This window comes from Pseudomonas sp. TE3728 (genome assembly GCF_056279145.1).
Genome location: NZ_JBWBQT010000001.1, coordinates 6222275 through 6241488, shown reverse-complemented (window position 1 = coordinate 6241488; position 19214 = coordinate 6222275). Strand labels below are relative to the sequence as shown.

Below are 19214 nucleotides of genomic sequence, written 5' to 3'. Positions count from 1 at the left end.
CATGTCGGTTAACAACAATAATGAGTTTGCGAGGCCTTCCGTGATCCAGTTTTTACTCAACCAGGAACTCCGTAGCGAGCACGCCCTGGACCCGAACCTGACCGTGCTCAATTACCTGCGCGAACATGTGGGCAAACCCGGCACCAAAGAAGGCTGCGCCAGCGGTGACTGTGGCGCCTGCACCGTGGTGGTCGGCGAGTTGCAGACGGACGACGATGGCCGCGAACACATTCGCTATCGCAGCCTCAATTCGTGCCTGACGTTCCTCTCCTCCTTGCACGGCAAGCAACTGATCAGCGTCGAAGACCTCAAGCACCAAGGCGAACTGCACAGCGTGCAAAAAGCCATGGTCGAGTGCCACGGTTCGCAGTGTGGCTTCTGTACCCCGGGCTTCGTGATGTCGTTGTTCGCGCTGCAAAAGAACAGCGACCAACCCGACGCCCATAAAGCCCACGAAGCGCTAGCCGGCAACCTCTGCCGCTGCACCGGTTATCGGCCGATCCTGGCCGCTGCCGAGCAATCTTGCTGCGGCAAACAACCCGACCAATTCGATGCTCGCGAAGCGGAAACTATCGCTCGCCTGAAAGCCATCGCCCCCACCGACATCGGCGAGCTCAACAGTGGCGACAAGCGCTGCCTGGTGCCGCTGACCGTGGCCGATCTGGCCGACCTCTATGACGCTTATCCACAAGCTCGCTTGCTGGCCGGTGGGACGGATCTGGCGCTGGAAGTCACGCAATTCCACCGTACCTTGCCGGTGATGATCTACGTCGGCAACGTTGCCGAAATGAAGCGCATCGAACGCTTCGACGATCGCCTGGAAATCGGCGCCGCCACCGCCCTCTCCGACTGCTACGACGCCTTGAAGGCCGAGTACCCGGACTTCGGCGAATTGCTGCAACGCTTCGCTTCCTTGCAGATCCGCAACCAGGGCACCCTCGGCGGCAACATCGGCAACGCCTCGCCAATCGGCGACTCACCACCGCTGCTGATTGCCCTCGGCGCGCAGATCGTCCTGTGCAAGGGCGAAACTCGCCGCACCATGGCCCTGGAAGATTACTTCATCGATTACCGGGTCACCGCACGCCAGGAAAGCGAGTTCATCGAAAAGATCATCGTGCCGCGCGCCAGCGTTGAACAACTGTTCCGCGCCTACAAGGTATCCAAGCGTCTGGACGATGACATTTCCGCCGTTTGTGCCGCGTTCAACCTGCGCATCGACACTGGCGTGATCGCCGACGCCCGCGTTGCTTTCGGCGGCATGGCGGCCATTCCAAAACGTGCCAAAAACTGCGAAGCCGCCCTGCTGGGTGCGCCGTTCAACAACGCCACCCTCGAACGTGCCTGCGCTGCATTGGCCGAAGACTTCACGCCGCTCTCGGACTTTCGCGCCAGCAAGGAATACCGCCTGCTCAGCGCGCAGAACCTGCTGCGTAAATATTTCATCGAACTGCAAACACCGCACATCGAGACTCGGGTGACCGCTTATGTCTAATCATCACGCTGTAGAGAAGACCCAAGCCGAACTGGCTGAATTGTTCGCCAAGGACCTGACCACCGGTGTCGGCCGCAGCGTCAAGCACGACAGCGCCGACAAGCATGTGTCCGGCGAAGCGCAGTACATCGACGATCGGCTGGAATTCCCCAATCAGCTGCACGTTTACGCACGGCTGTCGGACCGAGCCCACGCAAAAATCATCAGCATCGACACCAAGCCTTGCTACGCCTTCGAAGGCGTGCGCATCGCCATTACTCACGAAGATGTGCCAGGCCTGAAAGATATCGGCCCACTGCTGCCGGGCGACCCATTGCTGGCCATCGATGACGTGCAATTCGTCGGTCAACCGGTACTGGCCGTTGCGGCGAAAGACCTGGAAACCGCACGCAAAGCAGCGATGGCCGCGATCATCGAATACGAAGATCTCGAACCCGTTCTGGACGTGGTCGAAGCGCTGCGCAAACGCCATTTCGTGCTCGACAGCCACACACATCAGCGCGGCGATTCGGCCACTGCGCTTTCTACTGCCGAACATCGCATCCAGGGCACGCTGCACATCGGCGGCCAGGAACACTTCTATCTGGAAACCCAGATCTCTTCGGTGATGCCGACTGAAGACGGCGGCATGATCGTTTACTGCTCGACCCAGAACCCCACCGAAGTGCAGAAACTGGTGGCCGAAGTGCTGGACGTGTCGATGAACAAAATCGTCGTTGATATGCGCCGCATGGGCGGTGGTTTCGGCGGCAAGGAAACTCAAGCGGCAAGCCCGGCGTGCCTGTGCGCGGTGATCGCGCACCTGACCGGCCAGCCGACCAAAATGCGCCTGCCGCGTGTTGAAGACATGTTGATGACCGGCAAGCGTCACCCGTTCTACGTCGAGTACGACGTGGGCTTTGACAGCACCGGTCGCTTGCATGGCATTGCGCTGGAACTGGCCGGCAACTGCGGTTGCTCACCGGATTTGTCGGCGTCAATTGTCGACCGCGCGATGTTCCATGCCGACAACTCTTACTACCTGGGCGACGCGACCATCAACGGTCACCGCTGCAAGACCAACACCGCGTCGAACACCGCTTACCGTGGCTTCGGCGGCCCGCAAGGCATGGTCGCCATCGAAGAAGTGATGGACGCGATTGCCCGGCATCTGGGCCTCGATCCGCTGGCCGTGCGCAAGGCCAACTACTACGGCAAGACCGAGCGCAACGTCACCCATTACTACCAGACCGTCGAGCACAACATGCTCGAGGAAATGACCGCCGAACTGGAAGAAAGCAGCCAGTACGCCGAGCGTCGCGAAGCGATCCGTCGCTACAACGCCAACAGTCCGATCCTGAAAAAAGGCCTGGCGCTGACCCCGGTGAAATTCGGTATTTCCTTCACCGCCAGCTTCCTCAACCAGGCCGGTGCGCTGATCCACATCTACACCGACGGCAGCATCCACCTGAACCACGGCGGCACCGAAATGGGTCAGGGTCTGAACACCAAGGTTGCGCAAGTCGTGGCTGAAGTGTTCCAGGTGGAAATGGACCGCGTACAGATCACCGCGACCAACACCGACAAGGTCCCGAACACCTCGCCAACCGCTGCTTCGAGCGGCGCCGACCTCAATGGTAAAGCGGCGCAAAACGCGGCTGAAATCATCAAGAAACGCCTGGTGGAATTCGCCGCGCGGCAATACAAGGTCAGCGAAGAAGACGTGGAATTCCACAACGGTCACGTGCGGGTCCGCGATCACATCCTGACGTTTGAAGCGCTGATCCAGCAGGCGTATTTCGCCCAGGTTTCACTGTCGAGCACCGGCTTCTACAAGACCCCGAAAATCTACTACGACCGCAGCCAGGCGCGGGGTCGGCCGTTCTACTACTACGCCTTCGGTGCAGCCTGCGCCGAGGTGATCGTCGACACCCTGACCGGCGAGTATAAGATGCTGCGCACCGACATTCTTCACGATGTCGGCGACTCGCTGAACCCGGCGATCGACATCGGTCAGGTCGAGGGTGGTTTCATCCAGGGCATGGGTTGGCTGACCATGGAAGAACTGGTGTGGAACAACAAAGGCAAACTGATGACCAACGGCCCGGCCAGCTACAAGATCCCGGCGGTGGCGGACATGCCGCTGGACCTGAGGGTGAAGCTGGTGGAAAACCGCAAGAACCCGGAAGACACGGTGTTCCATTCCAAGGCCGTGGGTGAGCCGCCGTTCATGCTCGGCATTGCCGCGTGGTGCGCGATCAAGGACGCCGTGGCCAGTTTGGGCGACTACCAGCATCAACCGAAAATCGACGCACCGGCGACGCCGGAGCGGGTGTTGTGGGGGTGCGAGCAGATGCGCCAGTTGAAGGTGGCCAAGGCTGCCGAAGCCGAGGCCGAATTGGCTCCGCTCTAAACCGCGGCGCGGCCAATCGCCAGCAGGCTGGCTCCCACAGGATTTGCGTTGAATCCAGATTGTGTGGACACCACAAACCCTGTGGGAGCTAGCCTGCTAGCGATGACGGCCGAACAGACAACAAAGATGTTGAGGTGAATATGTACAACTGGATCGACGCCCTCGCCGACCTGCAAACCCGGGGCGAACCCTGTGTGTTGGTGACCATCATTGAAGAGCTGGGCTCGACGCCGCGTAATGCCGGCTCGAAGATGGTCATCAGTGCCACGCAAACGTTCGACACCATCGGTGGTGGGCATCTGGAATACAAGGCCATGCAGATAGGCCGCGAGATGCTGGCCAGCGGTCGGCAGGACACTCATCTGGAGCGTTTCAGCCTCGGTGCCAGCCTGGGCCAGTGCTGCGGTGGTGTGACCGTATTGCTGTTCGAACCGATGGGCCAGGTTCAGGCGCAGATCGCTGTGTTTGGCGCCGGCCACGTCGGCCGGGCGCTGGTGCCGCTGCTCGCCAGCCTGCCCTGCCGGGTACGCTGGATCGACTCGCGGGAAGCGGAATTCCCCGAACAGATCCCCCATGGCGTGCGCAAAATCGTCACCGAAGAACCGCTGGATGAAGTCGATGACCTGCCCGCCGGCAGCTACTGCATCGTCATGACCCACAATCACCAGCTCGACCTCGAACTCACCGCCGCGATCCTCAAGCGCAATGACTTCGCTTACTTCGGCCTGATCGGTTCGAAGACCAAACGGGTGAAGTTCGAACACCGCCTGCGTGACCGCGGTTTCGACAGCGCCGTGCTGCAACGCATGCGCTGCCCGATGGGCATCGGCGAAGTCAAAGGCAAGTTGCCTGTGGAAATCGCCATCTCCATCGCCGGCGAAATCATCGCCACCTATAACGCGAATTTCGGCCAGCACACCGCCAGCGCCGGATCATCGATCGCCAAACTGCTGCCGGCTTCACGCCGCAGCCAGGCTTCGAACTAAAAAGCCACGAATTGAGAACGACAATGCCTCTGACTCGCAAAGCCTACCGCGCCGCCATTCTGCACAGCATCGCCGATCCCGCCGAGGTGGGTATCGAAGCTTCGTACGAGTATTTCGAAGACGGCCTGCTGGTAGTCGATAACGGCCAGATCAGCGCCATCGGCCACGCCAGCGAATTGCTGCCGACCCTGCCGGCCGACATCGAGATCACCCATTATCAGGACGCGCTGATCACCCCGGGTTTCATCGACACCCACATTCACTTGCCGCAAACCGGTATGGTCGGCGCCTACGGCGAACAACTACTGGACTGGCTGAACACCTACACCTTCCCCTGTGAAAGCCAGTTCGCCGACAAGAACCATGCGGACGAAGTCGCGGACATTTTCATCAAGGAACTGCTGCGCAACGGTACCACCACGGCGCTGGTGTTCGGCAGCGTGCATCCGCAATCGGTGAACTCGTTCTTCGAGGCTGCCGAACAGCTGGACCTGCGAATGATCGCCGGCAAGGTGATGATGGACCGCAACGCGCCGGACTACCTGACCGACACCGCCGAATCGAGCTACGTCGAAAGCAAGGCGCTGATCGAGCGTTGGCACGGCAAGGGCCGCTTGCACTACGCGGTCACTCCACGTTTTGCACCGACCAGCACCCCGGAACAACTGACCCTCGCCGGCCAGTTGCTCAGCGAATACCCGGATCTGTATATGCAGACCCACATCAGCGAGAACCTCAAGGAAGTCGAGTGGGTCAAGGCGCTGTTCCCGGAGCGCAAGGGCTACCTGGACGTCTACGATCACTACCAATTGCTCGGTGAGCGCTCGGTGTTCGCCCACGGTGTGCACCTGTGCGACGACGAGTGCGCGCGGCTGGCGGAAACCGGGTCGGCCATCGCCTTCTGCCCGACCTCGAACTTCTTCCTCGGCAGCGGCTTGTTCAATCTGCCGATGGCCGAGAAGCACAAACTCAATGTCGGTCTCGGTACCGACGTCGGTGGCGGCACCAGCTTCTCGCTGCTGCAAACCCTGAACGAAGCCTACAAAGTCATGCAACTGCAAGGCGCGCGACTGAGCCCGTTCAAGTCGCTGTACCTGGCCACCCTCGGCGGCGCCCGTGCCCTGCGTCTGGAAGACAAGATCGGTACCTTGCAACCGGGTACCGACGCGGACTTCCTTGTGCTGGACTACAACGCCACGCCACTGCTCAGCTATCGCCTGAAACAAGCCAATAACATTGCCGAGACGTTGTTTGTGTTGATGACGCTGGGGGATGACCGGACTGTGCTGCAGACGTATGCGGCGGGGAATCTGGTGCATCAGCGCTAAGATCTTCCGGGCATAAAAAATCCCCCGCAATCGTTGGTTGCGGGGGATTTTTTTTGCCTGTCAGAATGCCAAAAGATCGCAGCCTTCGGCAGCTCCTACGGGTGTACGCCTCCCCCTGTAGGAGCTGCCGAAGGCTGCGATATTTTCGGCGGCCCCAACAAATCAGAGCTTGGCAGTCGAGCGCCCAGGCTTCCTGGTCTGCAACAAATGCGAAAACACCGCATGCAAATCATCCGACGCGCTTTCTTCGTCGAGGTTGAGCTTGCTGTCGATGTGATCCATGTGATGCATCATCAAATCCACCGCCAGCGTCGCGTCCCGCGCTTCGATCGCGTCGATCAACTGAGTGTGTTCATCGTAGGAACAGTGAGAACGGTTGCCGCTCTCGTACTGGGCGATGATCAACGAAGTCTGCGACACCAGGCTGCGCTGGAAGCTGATCAGCGGGGCATTTTTCGCCGCTTCGGCCAGTTTCAAATGGAACTCGCCGGACAGACGGATACCGGCACCACGATCGCCACGGGAAAAACTGTCGCGCTCGTCGTTGACCATCTGCCGCAATTCGAGAAGTTGCTCGGCGGTGGCGTGCTGAACCGCCAATTCAGTGATCGCCCGCTCCACCAGACGCCGCGCCAGAAACACCTGACGGGCCTCTTCGACACTCGGGCTGGCGACGACAGCACCGCGATTCGGTCGCAGCAACACCACGCCTTCATGGGCCAGGCGCGACAGCGCGCGGCGAATGATGGTGCGGCTGACCCCGAAAATTTCCCCCAGCGCTTCTTCGCTCAACTTGGTGCCGGGCGCCAGACGCTGTTCGAGGATGGCCTCGAAGATATGCGCGTAGACCATATCGTCCTGGGTACCGCTGCGGCCGGCTTTGCCTGCTCGCGGTTGTTTCTTGAGGGGTTGCAACTGTTCGTTCATGGGCACTCGAGTCGGGAGAACTGCGGCGAATTGACCGTGACTGTAATACGGCACAGTGGGTCGCTGGCAAGTATCGCGTAAAAAACACCGCGATTGTACACAATGGAAGGTGGCAACACGACTGTACGGCTGTTTGTCGCCCTCGCTGTATCGCAACGACCGGTTACTTTTCAGTTTAGGCTTGAACGCAGAATCCGCAGCAAACGCGATGCCCTGTAGGAGCTGCCGAAGGCTGCGATCTTTTGATCTTGTTTTTAGAATCAACGTCAAAAGATCGCAGCCTTCGGCAGCTCCTACGTAGAGCGGCGTCGCTTCGGACACTTCATGTATAAGGAACACCGCTGTCATGACCGACGCCACGCACACGCAGCTTCGCCCTCTGACTGACACATCACCCTCGGCCATCGTCGCCGGGTTCATTGCCATGATGACCGGCTACACCAGCTCACTGGTGCTGATGTTCCAGGCCGGGCAAGCAGCGGGCCTGACCAGCGGGCAGATTTCGTCGTGGATCTGGGCGATCTCTATCGGCATGGCGGTGTGCTCGATCGGCTTGTCCTTGCGCTACCGCACCCCGATCACCATCGCCTGGTCGACCCCCGGCGCGGCGTTGCTGATCACCAGCCTTGGCGGTGTCAGCTACGGCGAGGCCATTGGCGCCTATATCACTTGCGCGGTGCTGGTGACCCTCTGCGGCCTGACCGGCAGTTTCGAACGGCTGGTGAAAAAGATACCGGCCTCATTGGCGGCGGCGTTGCTGGCGGGGATTCTGTTCAAGATCGGCAGCGAGATTTTCGTCGCCGCCCAGCACCGCACTGCGCTGGTCCTGGGAATGTTCTTCACCTATCTGGTGGTTAAACGCCTGTCGCCGCGCTACGCCGTGCTCGCCGCGCTGTTGATCGGCACTGTGCTGTCAGGGTTCATGGGGTTGCTGGATTTCAGCGGCTTCCATCTGGAAGTCGCGACACCGGTCTGGACTACACCGCATTTCTCCCTGGCCGCGACCATCAGCATTGGCATTCCGCTGTTCGTGGTGGCGATGACCTCGCAGAACATGCCGGGTATCGCCGTATTGCGCGCCGATGGCTACAACGTGCCGGCCTCACCGCTGATCACCACCACCGGCATTGCCTCGTTGCTGTTGGCGCCCTTCGGCTCCCATGGGATCAACCTGGCCGCCATCAGCGCGGCAATCTGCACCGGGCCGCATGCCCATGAAGATCGCAACAAACGCTACACGGCCGCCGTCTGGTGCGGGATTTTCTATGGGATTGCCGGGGTGTTCGGCGCGACGCTGGCGGCGTTGTTTGCCGCACTGCCTAAGGAATTGGTGCTGTCGATTGCCGCGCTGGCGCTGTTCGGCTCGATCATCAATGGGTTGAGCATTGCCATGGCGCAAGTGCAGGAACGGGAAGCAGCGCTGATTACCTTTATGGTCACGGCATCGGGGTTAACGCTGTTTTCCATCGGCTCGGCGTTTTGGGGGATTGTGGCGGGGGTGTTGACGTTATTGATCTTGAATTGGCGTCGAGGTTAAAAGATCGCAGCCTCGTTTCACTCGACAGCTCCTACACAGCTCCTACACAGGCATACACAGGCATACACAACGCCTAGCTTCGAATGCGTTGCCCTGTAGGAGCTGTCGAGTGAAACGAGGCTGCGATCCTTTGATCTTCACAAAAAAACGGCGACCCTTGGGTCGCCGTTTTTTAGAACATCAAGCTACCGGATTGATCGGCTTTTCCGGGTACCAGACGTCGATCAGCGGGCTGACGGTTGCTTCGGTCAGTTCGCTGCGGCCTTTGAGCCAGGCTTCAACAGCGGCACGCTGCTCTTCGGAGACCGAGCCACGCTTTTGCAGGCAAACCAGACCGAAGTCGTCGCCGCCAACATAGCCCAGACCGTTGGCTTCCATGGCTTCTTTCAGGAACGCGTCGAGGAAAGCATCAATGGCTTCATCAGCCAAATCTTCTTTGAAATCCAGGTTCAGTTCGAAACCCAGCTCTTGAAATTCATCGACGCACAGTTTTTTGCGCAGACGCTGGGAACGGTTAGTCGCCATTGGAACAATCCTCATAAGTATTAACGGGCCGCACTTTAGCAGTTTAAGGCGCCGATTGCCCGTCCCAGAATGCCGCTACACCTACCGCCGGTAAAAAAATAGCGGATTAGACGACCGGGGTACGGCACAAGCTGTTGCACCTTGGGGCATAATGCCGACACTTTCATGACCGCTGAGGGAATTTATCTCCATGCCCTCGTCTTTTTCCCCTCGGCTGTAGGGTTTTATTTCAAATGATCAAATCTTTGCGTCCATTGCTGCTGGCCAGCCTTCTTCTGCCCCTGGCCCTCCCCGTTTCCGCCGCCTCGATCAACACCGCCCTGTCGCCCAACGTCGAAAAGGCTCTCAAGGCCAGCAAACTGCAAGACAGTGCCCTGTCGCTGGTAATGATCCCGCTCAATGGCCCGGGCACCGCAACCATTCATAACGCTGATGTTTCGGTTAACCCGGCCTCGACCATGAAGCTGGTGACCACGTACGCCGCGCTGGAAATGCTCGGCCCGAACCACCAGTGGAAAACCGAGTTCTACACCGACGGCACCCTCAGCGGCGGCATCCTCAACGGCAACCTCTACCTCAAGGGTGGCGGCGATCCGAAGCTCAACATGGAAAAACTCTGGCTGCTGATGCGCGATTTGCGCGCCAACGGCGTGACCCAGGTCACCGGCGACCTGGTGCTGGACCGCGGCTTCTTCGTGCAACCACAACTGCCTGAATTCAACGACGACGGCAACGACGAGAACAAACCGTTCCTGGTCAAACCCGACGCGCTGCTGGTCAACCTCAAGGCCCTGCGCTTCGTGGCCCGCAACGACTCGGGCAAGGTCCTGGTGTCGGTCGAGCCACCGATTGCCAGCATCCGCATCGACAATCAGGTCAAGGCGCTCAACTCCAAGCAATGCACCGGTGGCGTGCGTTACAACCCGGTGCCCCAGGCTGATGGCAGCGTCACCGTGACCGTTGGCGGCCAGTTGGGCGAAGGCTGCAGCTCCCAGACCTACCTGTCGCTGCTTGATCACGCGACCTACACCGCTGGCGCTGTGCGGGCGATCTGGAAGGAACTTGGCGGCAGCATCCAGGGCCAGGATCGTCTGGCACCGACGCCGAGCAACGCCAAGGTGCTGGCCCGGGCCTACTCGCCAGACCTGGCGGAAATCATTCGCGACATCAACAAATACAGTAACAACACCATGGCTCAGCAGTTGTTCCTGAGCCTGGGCCAGAAGTTCCGCACGGATGCCGACGGTGACGATGCCAAGGCAGCCCAGCGCGTGGTGCGTCAGTGGCTGGCGAGAAAAGGCATCACTGCGCCGCACCTGGTGATGGAGAACGGCTCCGGCCTGTCCCGCGCCGAGCGAGTGAGTGCCCGTGAAATGGCCGCGATGCTGCAAGCCGCCTGGCGCAGCCCGTATTCCGCCGAGTTCATCAGCTCGATGCCCATTGCCGGCACCGACGGCACCATGCGCAAACGCCTGAAGACCACCGCGATGCGCGGTGAAGCCCACGTCAAGACCGGCACCCTGAACACCGTGCGCGCCATCTCCGGCTACAGCCGCGACATCAATGGCAATACCTGGGCGGTGGTGGCGATCCTCAACGACAAGGCACCATTTGGCGCCTCCTCGGTGCTGGATCAGGTGCTGCTGGACCTGTATCGCCAGCCGAAACTGCCGGAAACGGCTTCGGTGTTGTAACCCTTAAAGTCAAAAGATCGCAGCCTTCGGCAGCTCCTACAGGGTGTACGCATTCCCATGTAGGAGTTGCCGAAGGCTGCGATCTTTTCTGCCACCACAAACATCCTGCCTGACCTAATTCATCTGCCCCTCAACCCGATCCCTTCCCGCCTGCTTCGCCGCATATACCCCTGAGTCCGCCCGCAACAGCAGCGCATCCGCGCCCTCTCCGGCCCGCCAACTGGCAATCCCGAAACTCGCGGTGACGATCCCGACCTCGTCGATCGGCGCACTGCGCAACCCCTGCCACAACTCCACGGCCAGCACGTGGGCCTGTTCACCGTTGATATCCGGACAAAGCACCATGAACTCTTCGCCGCCCAGGCGACAAAACACATCAGTGCACCGCAGGCGACCGCCAATGCGCTCGCACACGGCCTGCAATACCCGATCACCCACGGCATGACCGTACTGATCATTGATGCGCTTGAAGTGATCGATATCGAGCATGATCACTGACAACTCGCCACCGCCGCGCTCGACCCGCGCCATTTCGGTGGTCAGGCGCTCCTGGAAGTAGCGACGGTTATGGATCCCGGTCAGGGAGTCGGTCACTGACAGTGCGCGCAACTCCTCCTCCACGCGCTTGAGGTCGGAAATGTCCGAGATGAAACCATGCCATAGCACACCGCCACCGGGCAGTTCTTCAGGAGTCGCTTCACCGCGGACCCAGCGCAGACCACGCTGGGGCAATTGCACGCGGTACTCTTCACGCCAAGGGCTGAGGGTGTCAGCCGAGGCCAGGATCGAAGCGCGGACCCGACGCGCGTCCTGAGGATGAATCCGCGCGAACACCGCTTCGGCGTTGAGCAACAACACGTCCGGCTCGAGTTCGTAGATATCGCGCATACCGTCGCTGGCGTAGATCACGCTGAAGCGCCCATCGAATTCCATCTTGAACTGGTAGATCCCGCCGGGCACATGGGCGCTGAGTTTCTTCAACAACAGGTCACGTGCCGCCAGGGCTTCGTGGACGCGCTTGCGCTCGGTGATGTCGATACAAATCGCCAGGTGCCCGACCCACAAGCCTTGCTCGTCGAGTACCGGGGTCGCCAGCATGTTCACCGTCAAGTGACTGCCGTCGTGGCGCACCAGCGTCCACTCACGGGCTTCGTGACCGCCCTCTTCCCCGCCTTCGACCAGCATCGCCTGACACGTCGGGATGGGCTTGCCATAGCGCGCGCTCAACTCGGCCGAGCGCGCTTCGAGTTCCCGGGGCAGATGCAGGCTTTCCAGGGTCATATGGCCTATCACCTGCGCACTGCAATAGCCGAGCATTTGCTCTGCACCGGCGTTGAAGGTGCTAATCACCCCGCGCAAGTCGGTGGCGATGATCGCCACCTGAGTCGCGGCATCCAGCACACCGCGCAACTGGCCATGGGTGCCGCGCAACTCTTGCTCACGATCGTGAAGTTCCTGGGTCCGCTGCTCCACCATTTTCAACGCTCGCTGACGCTGGTTGACCAACACATAGAGAAACACACTGAGCAGCAGGCTGAGCAAACCGCCGAGTACCACCAGGCTGGCCACCGAGGAATGGTTGGCTTTCAGGAACGCGGCGCTGGGACGCATATCCACTTGATAGTCATGGTCGGCCAGACGTAGCAAACGTGTGGAGGACAAGTCACTGGCCCCCGCCGTGTTGGTCGACTCATACAACACTTCATGCTGATCATCGGTGGACAAGTCGAGGATACGCACCGAGAGAGAGTCATGATTCTCTTCCGGCAGCCCGTCCGCCAACAACTGACGCATGCTGATCACCGCCATGACATAACCGGCGGGCGCAGCATTAGGGAGGTTCTGATGGATGACCGGAGCCACTAGCAACACGCCCCGCGAATAGGCGGGCTCGATGCCTACCAGATGCAACGGTTGCGACACGGCCATACGGCCATTGCGATCGGCGCGTTCCAGAGTCGAACGGCGCAGGGGCTGGGCCAGCAGATCGTAACCCAGCGGCGTAGGCAGTCGGCTCTGGGTTTGGGTGTAGAGCACCGGTACGTACTCGTCCCGCTCTACGGCAGGTTGCAACTGGCCGTCGGCGGTCAGTTCGCGAAAGGTGAAGCCGCTCAAGCCTTCTTCTCGCACCTCGCGTTCAAGCAGAGGACGTTCGGCGCGGGAAACCCGGGGGGCCCAGGAGTAGGCCTGGGTGCGACGCAAAAGAGGTTTGGCGTAACCGTCGAATTCCTCGCGGGACACCGATTCGGAATTGACGAAGAACCGGCGCAAGCCGTCAAGGCGCTGCTCCTGATCTTCGAAACGTTCTTCGATACGGCTGTAACGTTCACTGGCGAGCAGCTGGAAACGTTGCCGCAATTGCTGATTAAATTGATTGAACGTCGCCCAGGCCAGCAATCCCGTGAGAATCCCGCCGACAAGCAACGCCAACAGTGCGACCAGCCAGGCCGAAACATCTTCGCGGATAAAACCCAGGATCTTGGGGCGCACGGCGTGCAGCGACATAGATACAACTCAAAACGCCAGGTGCCGGAAAAGCCCTTTGGCCACTGTTGAGTTATAGCTATTAGCCACTAATTTGACCAGCACTGAAAGAACCCAAGAGCCTTTAAAAATCAAGGCTCTGGATCCAATCAGGCTCAAGCGTCAGCGAGCAGTGATCTTCCACGCACGGTGGATCTTGCCATTACGGGCAAAATCCGGATCGATGGTCTGGGTGGTGATTTCTTCAACGGCATAACGCTCGGTGAGGTTTTCCTCAAGCGTGAACTTGCGGAAGTTGTTGGAGAAGTACAACACCCCGCCCGGCGCCAGACGTGCCATCGCCAAGTCGATCAACTGCACCTGATCACGCTGCACGTCGAAGATCCCTTCCATGCGCTTGGAGTTGGAGAAGGTCGGCGGGTCGATGAAGATCAGGTCGTACTCGTCACGGCAGGCATCGAGCCAGACCATCACATCGCCCTGTTCCAGACGGTTCTTGTCGGAAAAACCGTTCAGCGACAGGTTGCGACGCGCCCAATCCAGATAGGTTTTCGACAGATCGACGCTGGTGGTGCTGCGCGCACCGCCCTTGGCTGCATGAACGCTGGCGGTCGCGGTGTAGCAATACAGGTTGAGGAAGCGCTTGCCGGCCGCCTCTTTCTGGATTCGCATGCGCATCGGCCGGTGGTCGAGGAACAGACCGGTGTCGAGGTAGTCGGTGAGGTTCACCAGCAGCTTCACGCCGCCTTCGTTGACCTCATTGAACTTGCCCTGTGCGCTCTGGCGTTCGTACTGCTTGGTGCCGCTCTGACGCTCGCGACGTTTGACCACCACGCGGTTCTTGTCGATGTTCAGCGCCTGCGGGATCGCCGCCAGGGCATCGAACATCCGTGCCGAAGCTTTTTCCGGATCGATGGATTTCGGTGCGGCGTATTCCTGAACGTGGACCCAGTCGTGATAGAGGTCGATGGCCATGGAATATTCCGGCATGTCGGCATCGTAGACGCGGTAGCAGTCGATGCCTTCACGCTTGACCCACTTACCGAGGGCCTTGAGGTTTTTTTGCAGACGGTTGGCAAACATCTGCCCGCCTTCGCTCAAGCGCGGTTGCTCGATCACCACCGGGGCCGGTTTGATCGGGTTGCCGTTCTTGTTGTACTTCTCGTACTTGCCCGGCGCTTCGATGTTCGACGGTGCATCGGACTCGGCCTGTTCGCGCTCGATCTGGCGCTGTTCCGGAGTACGACGCTCGCCGGTGACAAACTGGTCCGGCGTGACCTTGATCAGCAACAACTTGCACGGCAGGGCGCCGTTCCAGAACGAATACTGTTTGTGGCTGCGGATGCCCATGCGCTTGCCCAGGTCCGGGGCGCCGGTGAACACCGCCGCTTCCCAGTTCAAGCAGGCCTGACGCAGACGTTCGCCGAGGTTCTGGTAGAGGTAGAGCAGGCTCGCCTCATCGCCCAGACGCTCGCCGTACGGAGGGTTGCAGATCACCAGGCCTTTCTGGTTCTGGTCCGGGCGCGGCTCGAATGTCGCGACTTCGCCCTGGTAGATCTTGATCCACTCACTCAGGCCGGCACGTTCGACGTTATTGCGGCCCGGTTGAATCAGGCGTGGGTCAGCTTCATAACCGCGAATCCACAGCGGTGGCTTGGCCAGGCCGGCGGCGGCGCGTTCGGTGGCTTCTTCGTGGAGCTTTTTCCACAGCGCCGGCACGTGACCGAGCCAGGCGGTGAAGCCCCACTGCTCACGACGCAGGTTCGGCGCCATGTCGGCGGCGATCATCGCGGCTTCGACCAGGAACGTACCGACACCGCACATCGGGTCAGCCAGTGCGCCACCATCGGCGGCAATCCGTGGCCAGCCGGAACGGATCAGAATCGCCGCCGCGAGGTTTTCCTTCAGCGGCGCAGCGCCCTGCTGCAAGCGGTAACCACGCTGGTGCAAGCTATGGCCGGAAAGGTCGAGAGACAAAATCGCTTCGCCACGGTCCAGGCGCAAGTGAATGCGCAGGTCCGGGTTGAGCTTGTCGATGGACGGACGATCGCCTTGGGGAGTGCGCAGTTTATCGACGATCGCATCCTTGACCTTCAAAGCGCCGAAGTGCGTGTTATCGATGCCCGAACCGTGACCGCTGAATTCGACGGCCAGGGTGCCATCGTTGAGCATGTGGTCTTGCCACTCGATATCCAGCACACCGTGGTAGAGGTCTTCGGCGTCCTTCATTGGGAAGCGCTTGAGCACCAGCAGCACACGGTTCGCCAGACGCGACCACAGGCACAGGCGATAGGCGGTTTCCATGGTGGCCATGCCGCGCACAGCCGAGGTGTGCTCACGTGCTTCCTCAAGGCCAAGCCCGACGGTTTCCTCGATGAGCAGGCCTTCAAGGCCTTTGGGGCAAGTGAGGAAGAGTTCGAAACGATCGGACATGGTAATTCCAGAGCCTTTAGCTAAGTGAACCGGCAACGCATTGCCGATCCGGTTTTCAATCAGGCGCTTTTCTAACAGAGCGCCCGCGTGGCACGAAGGTGTGCCGTCCCCACCCTGACTGCTCGGGTTAAAAGAGCTTAGATGCCAGGGCAGATAAAAAAGTTGATGCAACAAAATGTCATAAGTCGACCCTTCGTCGAATAGTCCCCAAGTGAACGGGTGTCATTCTCGTTAAAGGCCTCAACCCTCTCATCCCGCGCAGGGCCGATCATACCGGGGTTTGGCCAATAAACACGGGACAAATATCGTGTTACTTATGGCCATAGCATCTTTATGGTTACGTTCTTATGACAAAACGATCATTCCCTCGATGTGACGCATTGGTTAGAACTCAACTCAGGTTGACGTCGCAACGGCGTCAACACCTTGGCTCGCGACGCCGGCAGCGAGCCGCCAACGGCAGGAATTTTCTGCCTGACCTCGATTGAGGTCGACGCGATAAATACAGTCAACAAGTGAGGGAAACACCCTATGAGAAGACTTAAGCGTGATCCGTTGGAAAGAGCATTTTTGCGCGGATATCAATATGGCGTTGGTGGTAAATCCCGTGAGCTTTGCCCTTTTACTCTACCGTCGGTACGCCAAGCCTGGATCAATGGCTGGCGAGAAGGACGCGGCGACAACTGGGACGGTATGACCGGCACTGCGGGAATCCACAGACTCAACGAACTTCACGCCGTCGGCTAATACAGGGCACACACTCCGACACGACAATCTGATTACGTAATGACTTAACCACGCACGTCCCATCCGGACGGCGGGCTTCGGCCCAGGGGCTCCTTCGAGGAGCCCTTTTTTATGCCTGTAAATATTGCGTTGGTGATGTCGCTTTTGTGGCGAGGGAGCTTGCTCCCTCGCCACAGTTAATCCTCATCGCCGCATATGAATCTTCAGCGCAGCGCGGCGATGGCATCCACCGATTCACGAATCAGCGCCGGGCCTTTATAGATAAAGCCAGAGTAAATCTGCACCAAACTCGCACCCGCGGCAATTTTCTCAGCCGCGTGCTTGCCTTCAGTGATGCCGCCCACGGCAATGATCGGCAAACGACCGGCCAGTTCCGCCGCCAGCACCTTCACCGTGTGAGTGCTCTTGTCGCGAACCGGTGCGCCGGACAACCCGCCCGCCTCGTCACCATGTTCCATGCCTTCGACACCGACGCGGCTCAGGGTGGTGTTGGTGGCAATCACCGCGTCCATCCCGGTTTCGATCAACGCTTGAGCGACTTGAACGGTTTCTTCATCAGTCATGTCCGGCGCGATCTTGATCGCCAACGGAACATGCTTGCCGTGACGCAGGGCCAGTTCCGCCCGGCGGGTAGCCAGGTCGGCGAGCAATTGCTTGAGCGAATCACCGAATTGCAGGCTGCGCAGGCCCGGGGTGTTCGGCGAGCTGACGTTGACCGTCACGTAGCTGGCGTGGGCATAAACCTTGTCTAGGCAGATCAGGTAGTCATCGACCGCACGTTCAACCGGCGTATCGAAATTTTTGCCGATGTTGATGCCCAGCACGCCCTTGTACTTGGCCGCCGCCACACGAGCGAGCAAGTGATCGACGCCGAGGTTGTTGAAGCCCATGCGGTTGATGATCGCCTCGGCGTCCGGCAAGCGGAAAATCCGTGGTTTCGGATTACCCGGTTGCGGACGCGGCGTGATGGTGCCGATTTCGACGAAACCGAAACCCAATTGGGCAAAACCATCGATCGCCGCGCCGTTCTTGTCCAGACCGGCCGCCAAACCCACCGGGTTCGGGAACTCCAGGCCCATGACCGTCACCGGCAGTTTCGCCGGTGCCTTGCACAGCAAGCCGTTAAGGCCCAAACGCCCGCCCGCGCCGATCAGGTCCAGGGACAGATCGTGGGAGGTTTCCGGGGAAAGTTTGAACAGCAGCTGACGGGCCAGGGTGTACATGGGCAGGCTTGACTCGGTTGGCGATGAGAGGCGGCGATTATAGCCGCGCATCGGGTCCACAGGCGAGGCGCGCAACAAAATCAGCCGGCGATGGCATATGCCTTGCACCAATTACAGGCATCAGCACTCATGCCAACGGCGGGATGGGTGGAAGGACAATGGCGTCGTCACCCGGCTTTGCCCACGCAAAGGCCTTGGGACGACGCTTTTTTTTGGAAGGTGCGAAATCGATGAACGAACCATCAGCCGGCCCACTGGCCTGGGTCAACGGCAGCGATGCCCCGGAAAAGACTGAAATCAACCTCGGCTTCATGGCCCTGAGCGACTGCGCCTCAGTGGTGGTCGCCGCCACTCAGGGCTTCGCCCAACCCTACGGCCTGACCCTGAACCTCAAGCGCCAGTCGTCCTGGGCCAACCTGCGGGACAAACTGGTCAGCGGCGAACTCGACGCCGCCCACAGCCTGTACGGCCTGATCTACGCCGTGCACCTGGGGATCGGCGGCGTAGCCTCCACCGACATGGCCGTGCTCATGGGCCTGAACCAGAACGGTCAGAGCATCAACCTCTCCCACGGCTTGCAGGCCCTGGATGTGACCAGTCCTGAAGCACTGGACCGGCACGTGCACCAAAGTCGCCCAAAACTGACCTTCGCCCAGACATTTCCTACGGGCACCCATGCCATGTGGCTGTATTACTGGCTCGCGAGTCAGGGCATTCATCCGTTGCAGGATGTCGACAGTGTGGTGGTGCCGCCGCCGCAAATGGTCGCGCACCTGCAAGCCGGGCGCATCGACGGTTTCTGCGTCGGCGAGCCGTGGGCGGCCAGTGCGGTGCAGCAGAATCTCGGGTTTACCATGGCCACCACCCAGACAATCTGGCCCGATCACCCGGAAAAAGTCCTCGGCTGCACCCGCACCTTTGTCGAGCAATACCCCAACACCGCACGGGCATTGGTGATGGCGATCCTCGAAGCCAGCCGATTCATCGAAGCCAGCCACGAAAATCGCCGCAGCACCGCGCAACTGTTGAGTGCGCCTGAGTATCTGGATGCACCGCTCGACTGCATCGAACCACGGTTGCTCGGTGACTACGCCGACGGCCTGGGTAATCGCTGGCAAGACCCGCACGCCATGCGTTTTCACGGTGGTGGCGAGGTCAATTTTCCGTATTTGTCCGACGGTATGTGGTTCATGACCCAGTTCCGTCGCTGGGGCTTGTTGCGTGACGACCCGGATTACCTCGGCGTGGCCCGTCAGGTCCAGCAACTAGACTTATACCGTGAGGCCGCCACCGCTGTCGGTGTGTCCGCCCGGAGCCAGGAAATGCGCAACAGTCAATTGATCGACGGCAAAATCTGGGACGGCTCAGACCCGGCCGGCTATGCCCGCAGCTTCACGCTGCACGCCATGAGCGACAGCGCTCCCCTTCTCGCCAGCCGCTGAC

General features: G+C 60.0%; 13 protein-coding genes. 8 read left to right on the top strand and 5 right to left on the bottom strand.

Going from position 1 to position 19214, the window contains the following annotated elements; genetic code table 11:
• Positions 1-40 precede the first annotated feature (40 nt).
• The 4 genes from xdhA to guaD all read left to right on the top strand — a co-directional run bounded on the left by xdhA (position 41) and on the right by guaD (position 6201).
• A complete protein-coding gene (gene xdhA, locus ACZ89R_RS27640) occupies positions 41-1495 on the top strand; it encodes a xanthine dehydrogenase small subunit (RefSeq protein ID WP_429547497.1) in 1455 nt (484 codons plus the stop codon).
• Positions 1488-3887 carry a xanthine dehydrogenase molybdopterin binding subunit gene (xdhB, locus tag ACZ89R_RS27635; protein WP_429547498.1) on the top strand — a complete coding sequence of 800 codons (2400 nt, stop codon included), beginning with the start codon at positions 1488-1490 and terminating at the stop codon, positions 3885-3887. The genes xdhA and xdhB overlap by 8 nt, the downstream gene beginning before the upstream one ends.
• A 140-nt stretch (positions 3888-4027) precedes the next feature.
• Positions 4028-4873: a xanthine dehydrogenase accessory protein XdhC gene (gene xdhC / locus ACZ89R_RS27630; RefSeq protein WP_429547499.1), complete on the top strand. Its 846-nt coding sequence runs from the start codon at positions 4028-4030 to the stop codon at positions 4871-4873.
• A 23-nt stretch (positions 4874-4896) separates the two neighbouring features.
• Positions 4897-6201 (top strand): guanine deaminase, encoded by a 1305-nt coding sequence (gene guaD, locus ACZ89R_RS27625; RefSeq protein WP_429547500.1) that lies wholly within the window; start codon positions 4897-4899, stop codon positions 6199-6201.
• A 162-nt stretch (positions 6202-6363) separates the two neighbouring features.
• Here the strand turns inward: guaD and ACZ89R_RS27620 are convergent, their stop codons facing one another.
• On the bottom strand, positions 6364-7128 hold the full coding sequence (locus ACZ89R_RS27620; RefSeq protein WP_123496423.1) for a GntR family transcriptional regulator: 765 nt from the start codon (positions 7126-7128) through the stop codon (positions 6364-6366).
• A 346-nt stretch (positions 7129-7474) separates the two neighbouring features.
• Between ACZ89R_RS27620 and ACZ89R_RS27615 the strand changes: the two genes are divergently transcribed.
• Positions 7475-8665, top strand: coding sequence for a benzoate/H(+) symporter BenE family transporter (locus ACZ89R_RS27615; RefSeq protein ID WP_429547501.1), 1191 nt, complete (start codon positions 7475-7477; stop codon positions 8663-8665).
• A 180-nt stretch (positions 8666-8845) separates the two neighbouring features.
• Here ACZ89R_RS27615 and ACZ89R_RS27610 read toward each other — a convergent pair whose 3' ends face one another.
• The gene (locus ACZ89R_RS27610; protein ID WP_007896965.1) at positions 8846-9190 is read right to left on the bottom strand and encodes a YggL family protein; all 345 of its coding nucleotides are present in this window, start codon (positions 9188-9190) and stop codon (positions 8846-8848) included.
• Between the two features lie 233 nt (positions 9191-9423).
• On the opposite strand from ACZ89R_RS27610, the gene dacB reads away from it, so the two are divergent.
• The gene (dacB, locus tag ACZ89R_RS27605) at positions 9424-10884 is read left to right on the top strand and encodes a D-alanyl-D-alanine carboxypeptidase/D-alanyl-D-alanine endopeptidase (RefSeq protein ID WP_218394338.1); all 1461 of its coding nucleotides are present in this window, start codon (positions 9424-9426) and stop codon (positions 10882-10884) included.
• Positions 10885-10998: 114 nt separating this feature from the next.
• On the opposite strand, the gene ACZ89R_RS27600 is transcribed toward dacB, so the two are convergent.
• Both ACZ89R_RS27600 and rlmKL read right to left on the bottom strand, forming a co-directional pair.
• Positions 10999-13389, bottom strand: coding sequence for a sensor domain-containing diguanylate cyclase (locus ACZ89R_RS27600; protein ID WP_429547502.1), 2391 nt, complete (start codon positions 13387-13389; stop codon positions 10999-11001).
• 141 nt (positions 13390-13530) lie between these two features.
• The gene (gene rlmKL / locus ACZ89R_RS27595) at positions 13531-15801 is read right to left on the bottom strand and encodes a bifunctional 23S rRNA (guanine(2069)-N(7))-methyltransferase RlmK/23S rRNA (guanine(2445)-N(2))-methyltransferase RlmL (protein WP_429547503.1); all 2271 of its coding nucleotides are present in this window, start codon (positions 15799-15801) and stop codon (positions 13531-13533) included.
• Between the two features lie 531 nt (positions 15802-16332).
• Here rlmKL and rmf point away from each other — a divergent pair.
• Entirely contained in the window at positions 16333-16548 is a 216-nt protein-coding gene (gene rmf, locus ACZ89R_RS27590) for a ribosome modulation factor (RefSeq protein WP_003223300.1), read from the top strand.
• 203 nt (positions 16549-16751) lie between these two features.
• Here the strand turns inward: rmf and ACZ89R_RS27585 are convergent, their stop codons facing one another.
• Positions 16752-17771 carry a quinone-dependent dihydroorotate dehydrogenase gene (locus ACZ89R_RS27585; RefSeq protein WP_008074083.1) on the bottom strand — a complete coding sequence of 340 codons (1020 nt, stop codon included), beginning with the start codon at positions 17769-17771 and terminating at the stop codon, positions 16752-16754.
• A gap of 230 nt (positions 17772-18001) precedes the next feature.
• On the opposite strand from ACZ89R_RS27585, the gene ACZ89R_RS27580 reads away from it, so the two are divergent.
• Positions 18002-19213 carry a CmpA/NrtA family ABC transporter substrate-binding protein gene (locus ACZ89R_RS27580; protein ID WP_123496415.1) on the top strand — a complete coding sequence of 404 codons (1212 nt, stop codon included), beginning with the start codon at positions 18002-18004 and terminating at the stop codon, positions 19211-19213.
• Position 19214 lies beyond the last annotated feature (1 nt).

What these genes read in the sequence shown, in the direction of transcription:
- xdhB (WP_429547498.1), top strand. Translation starts at nt 1,488, where the DNA reads ATGTCTAATCATCACGCTGTAGAGAAGACCCAAGCCGAACTGGCTGAA.
- xdhC (WP_429547499.1), top strand. Translation starts at nt 4,028, where the DNA reads ATGTACAACTGGATCGACGCCCTCGCCGACCTGCAAACCCGGGGCGAA.
- guaD (WP_429547500.1), top strand. Translation starts at nt 4,897, where the DNA reads ATGCCTCTGACTCGCAAAGCCTACCGCGCCGCCATTCTGCACAGCATC.
- ACZ89R_RS27620 (WP_123496423.1), bottom strand. Translation starts at nt 7,128, where the DNA reads ATGAACGAACAGTTGCAACCCCTCAAGAAACAACCGCGAGCAGGCAAA.
- ACZ89R_RS27615 (WP_429547501.1), top strand. Translation starts at nt 7,475, where the DNA reads ATGACCGACGCCACGCACACGCAGCTTCGCCCTCTGACTGACACATCA.
- ACZ89R_RS27610 (WP_007896965.1), bottom strand. Translation starts at nt 9,190, where the DNA reads ATGGCGACTAACCGTTCCCAGCGTCTGCGCAAAAAACTGTGCGTCGAT.
- dacB (WP_218394338.1), top strand. Translation starts at nt 9,424, where the DNA reads ATGATCAAATCTTTGCGTCCATTGCTGCTGGCCAGCCTTCTTCTGCCC.
- ACZ89R_RS27600 (WP_429547502.1), bottom strand. Translation starts at nt 13,389, where the DNA reads ATGTCGCTGCACGCCGTGCGCCCCAAGATCCTGGGTTTTATCCGCGAA.
- rlmKL (WP_429547503.1), bottom strand. Translation starts at nt 15,801, where the DNA reads ATGTCCGATCGTTTCGAACTCTTCCTCACTTGCCCCAAAGGCCTTGAA.
- rmf (WP_003223300.1), top strand. Translation starts at nt 16,333, where the DNA reads ATGAGAAGACTTAAGCGTGATCCGTTGGAAAGAGCATTTTTGCGCGGA.
- ACZ89R_RS27585 (WP_008074083.1), bottom strand. Translation starts at nt 17,771, where the DNA reads ATGTACACCCTGGCCCGTCAGCTGCTGTTCAAACTTTCCCCGGAAACC.
- ACZ89R_RS27580 (WP_123496415.1), top strand. Translation starts at nt 18,002, where the DNA reads ATGAACGAACCATCAGCCGGCCCACTGGCCTGGGTCAACGGCAGCGAT.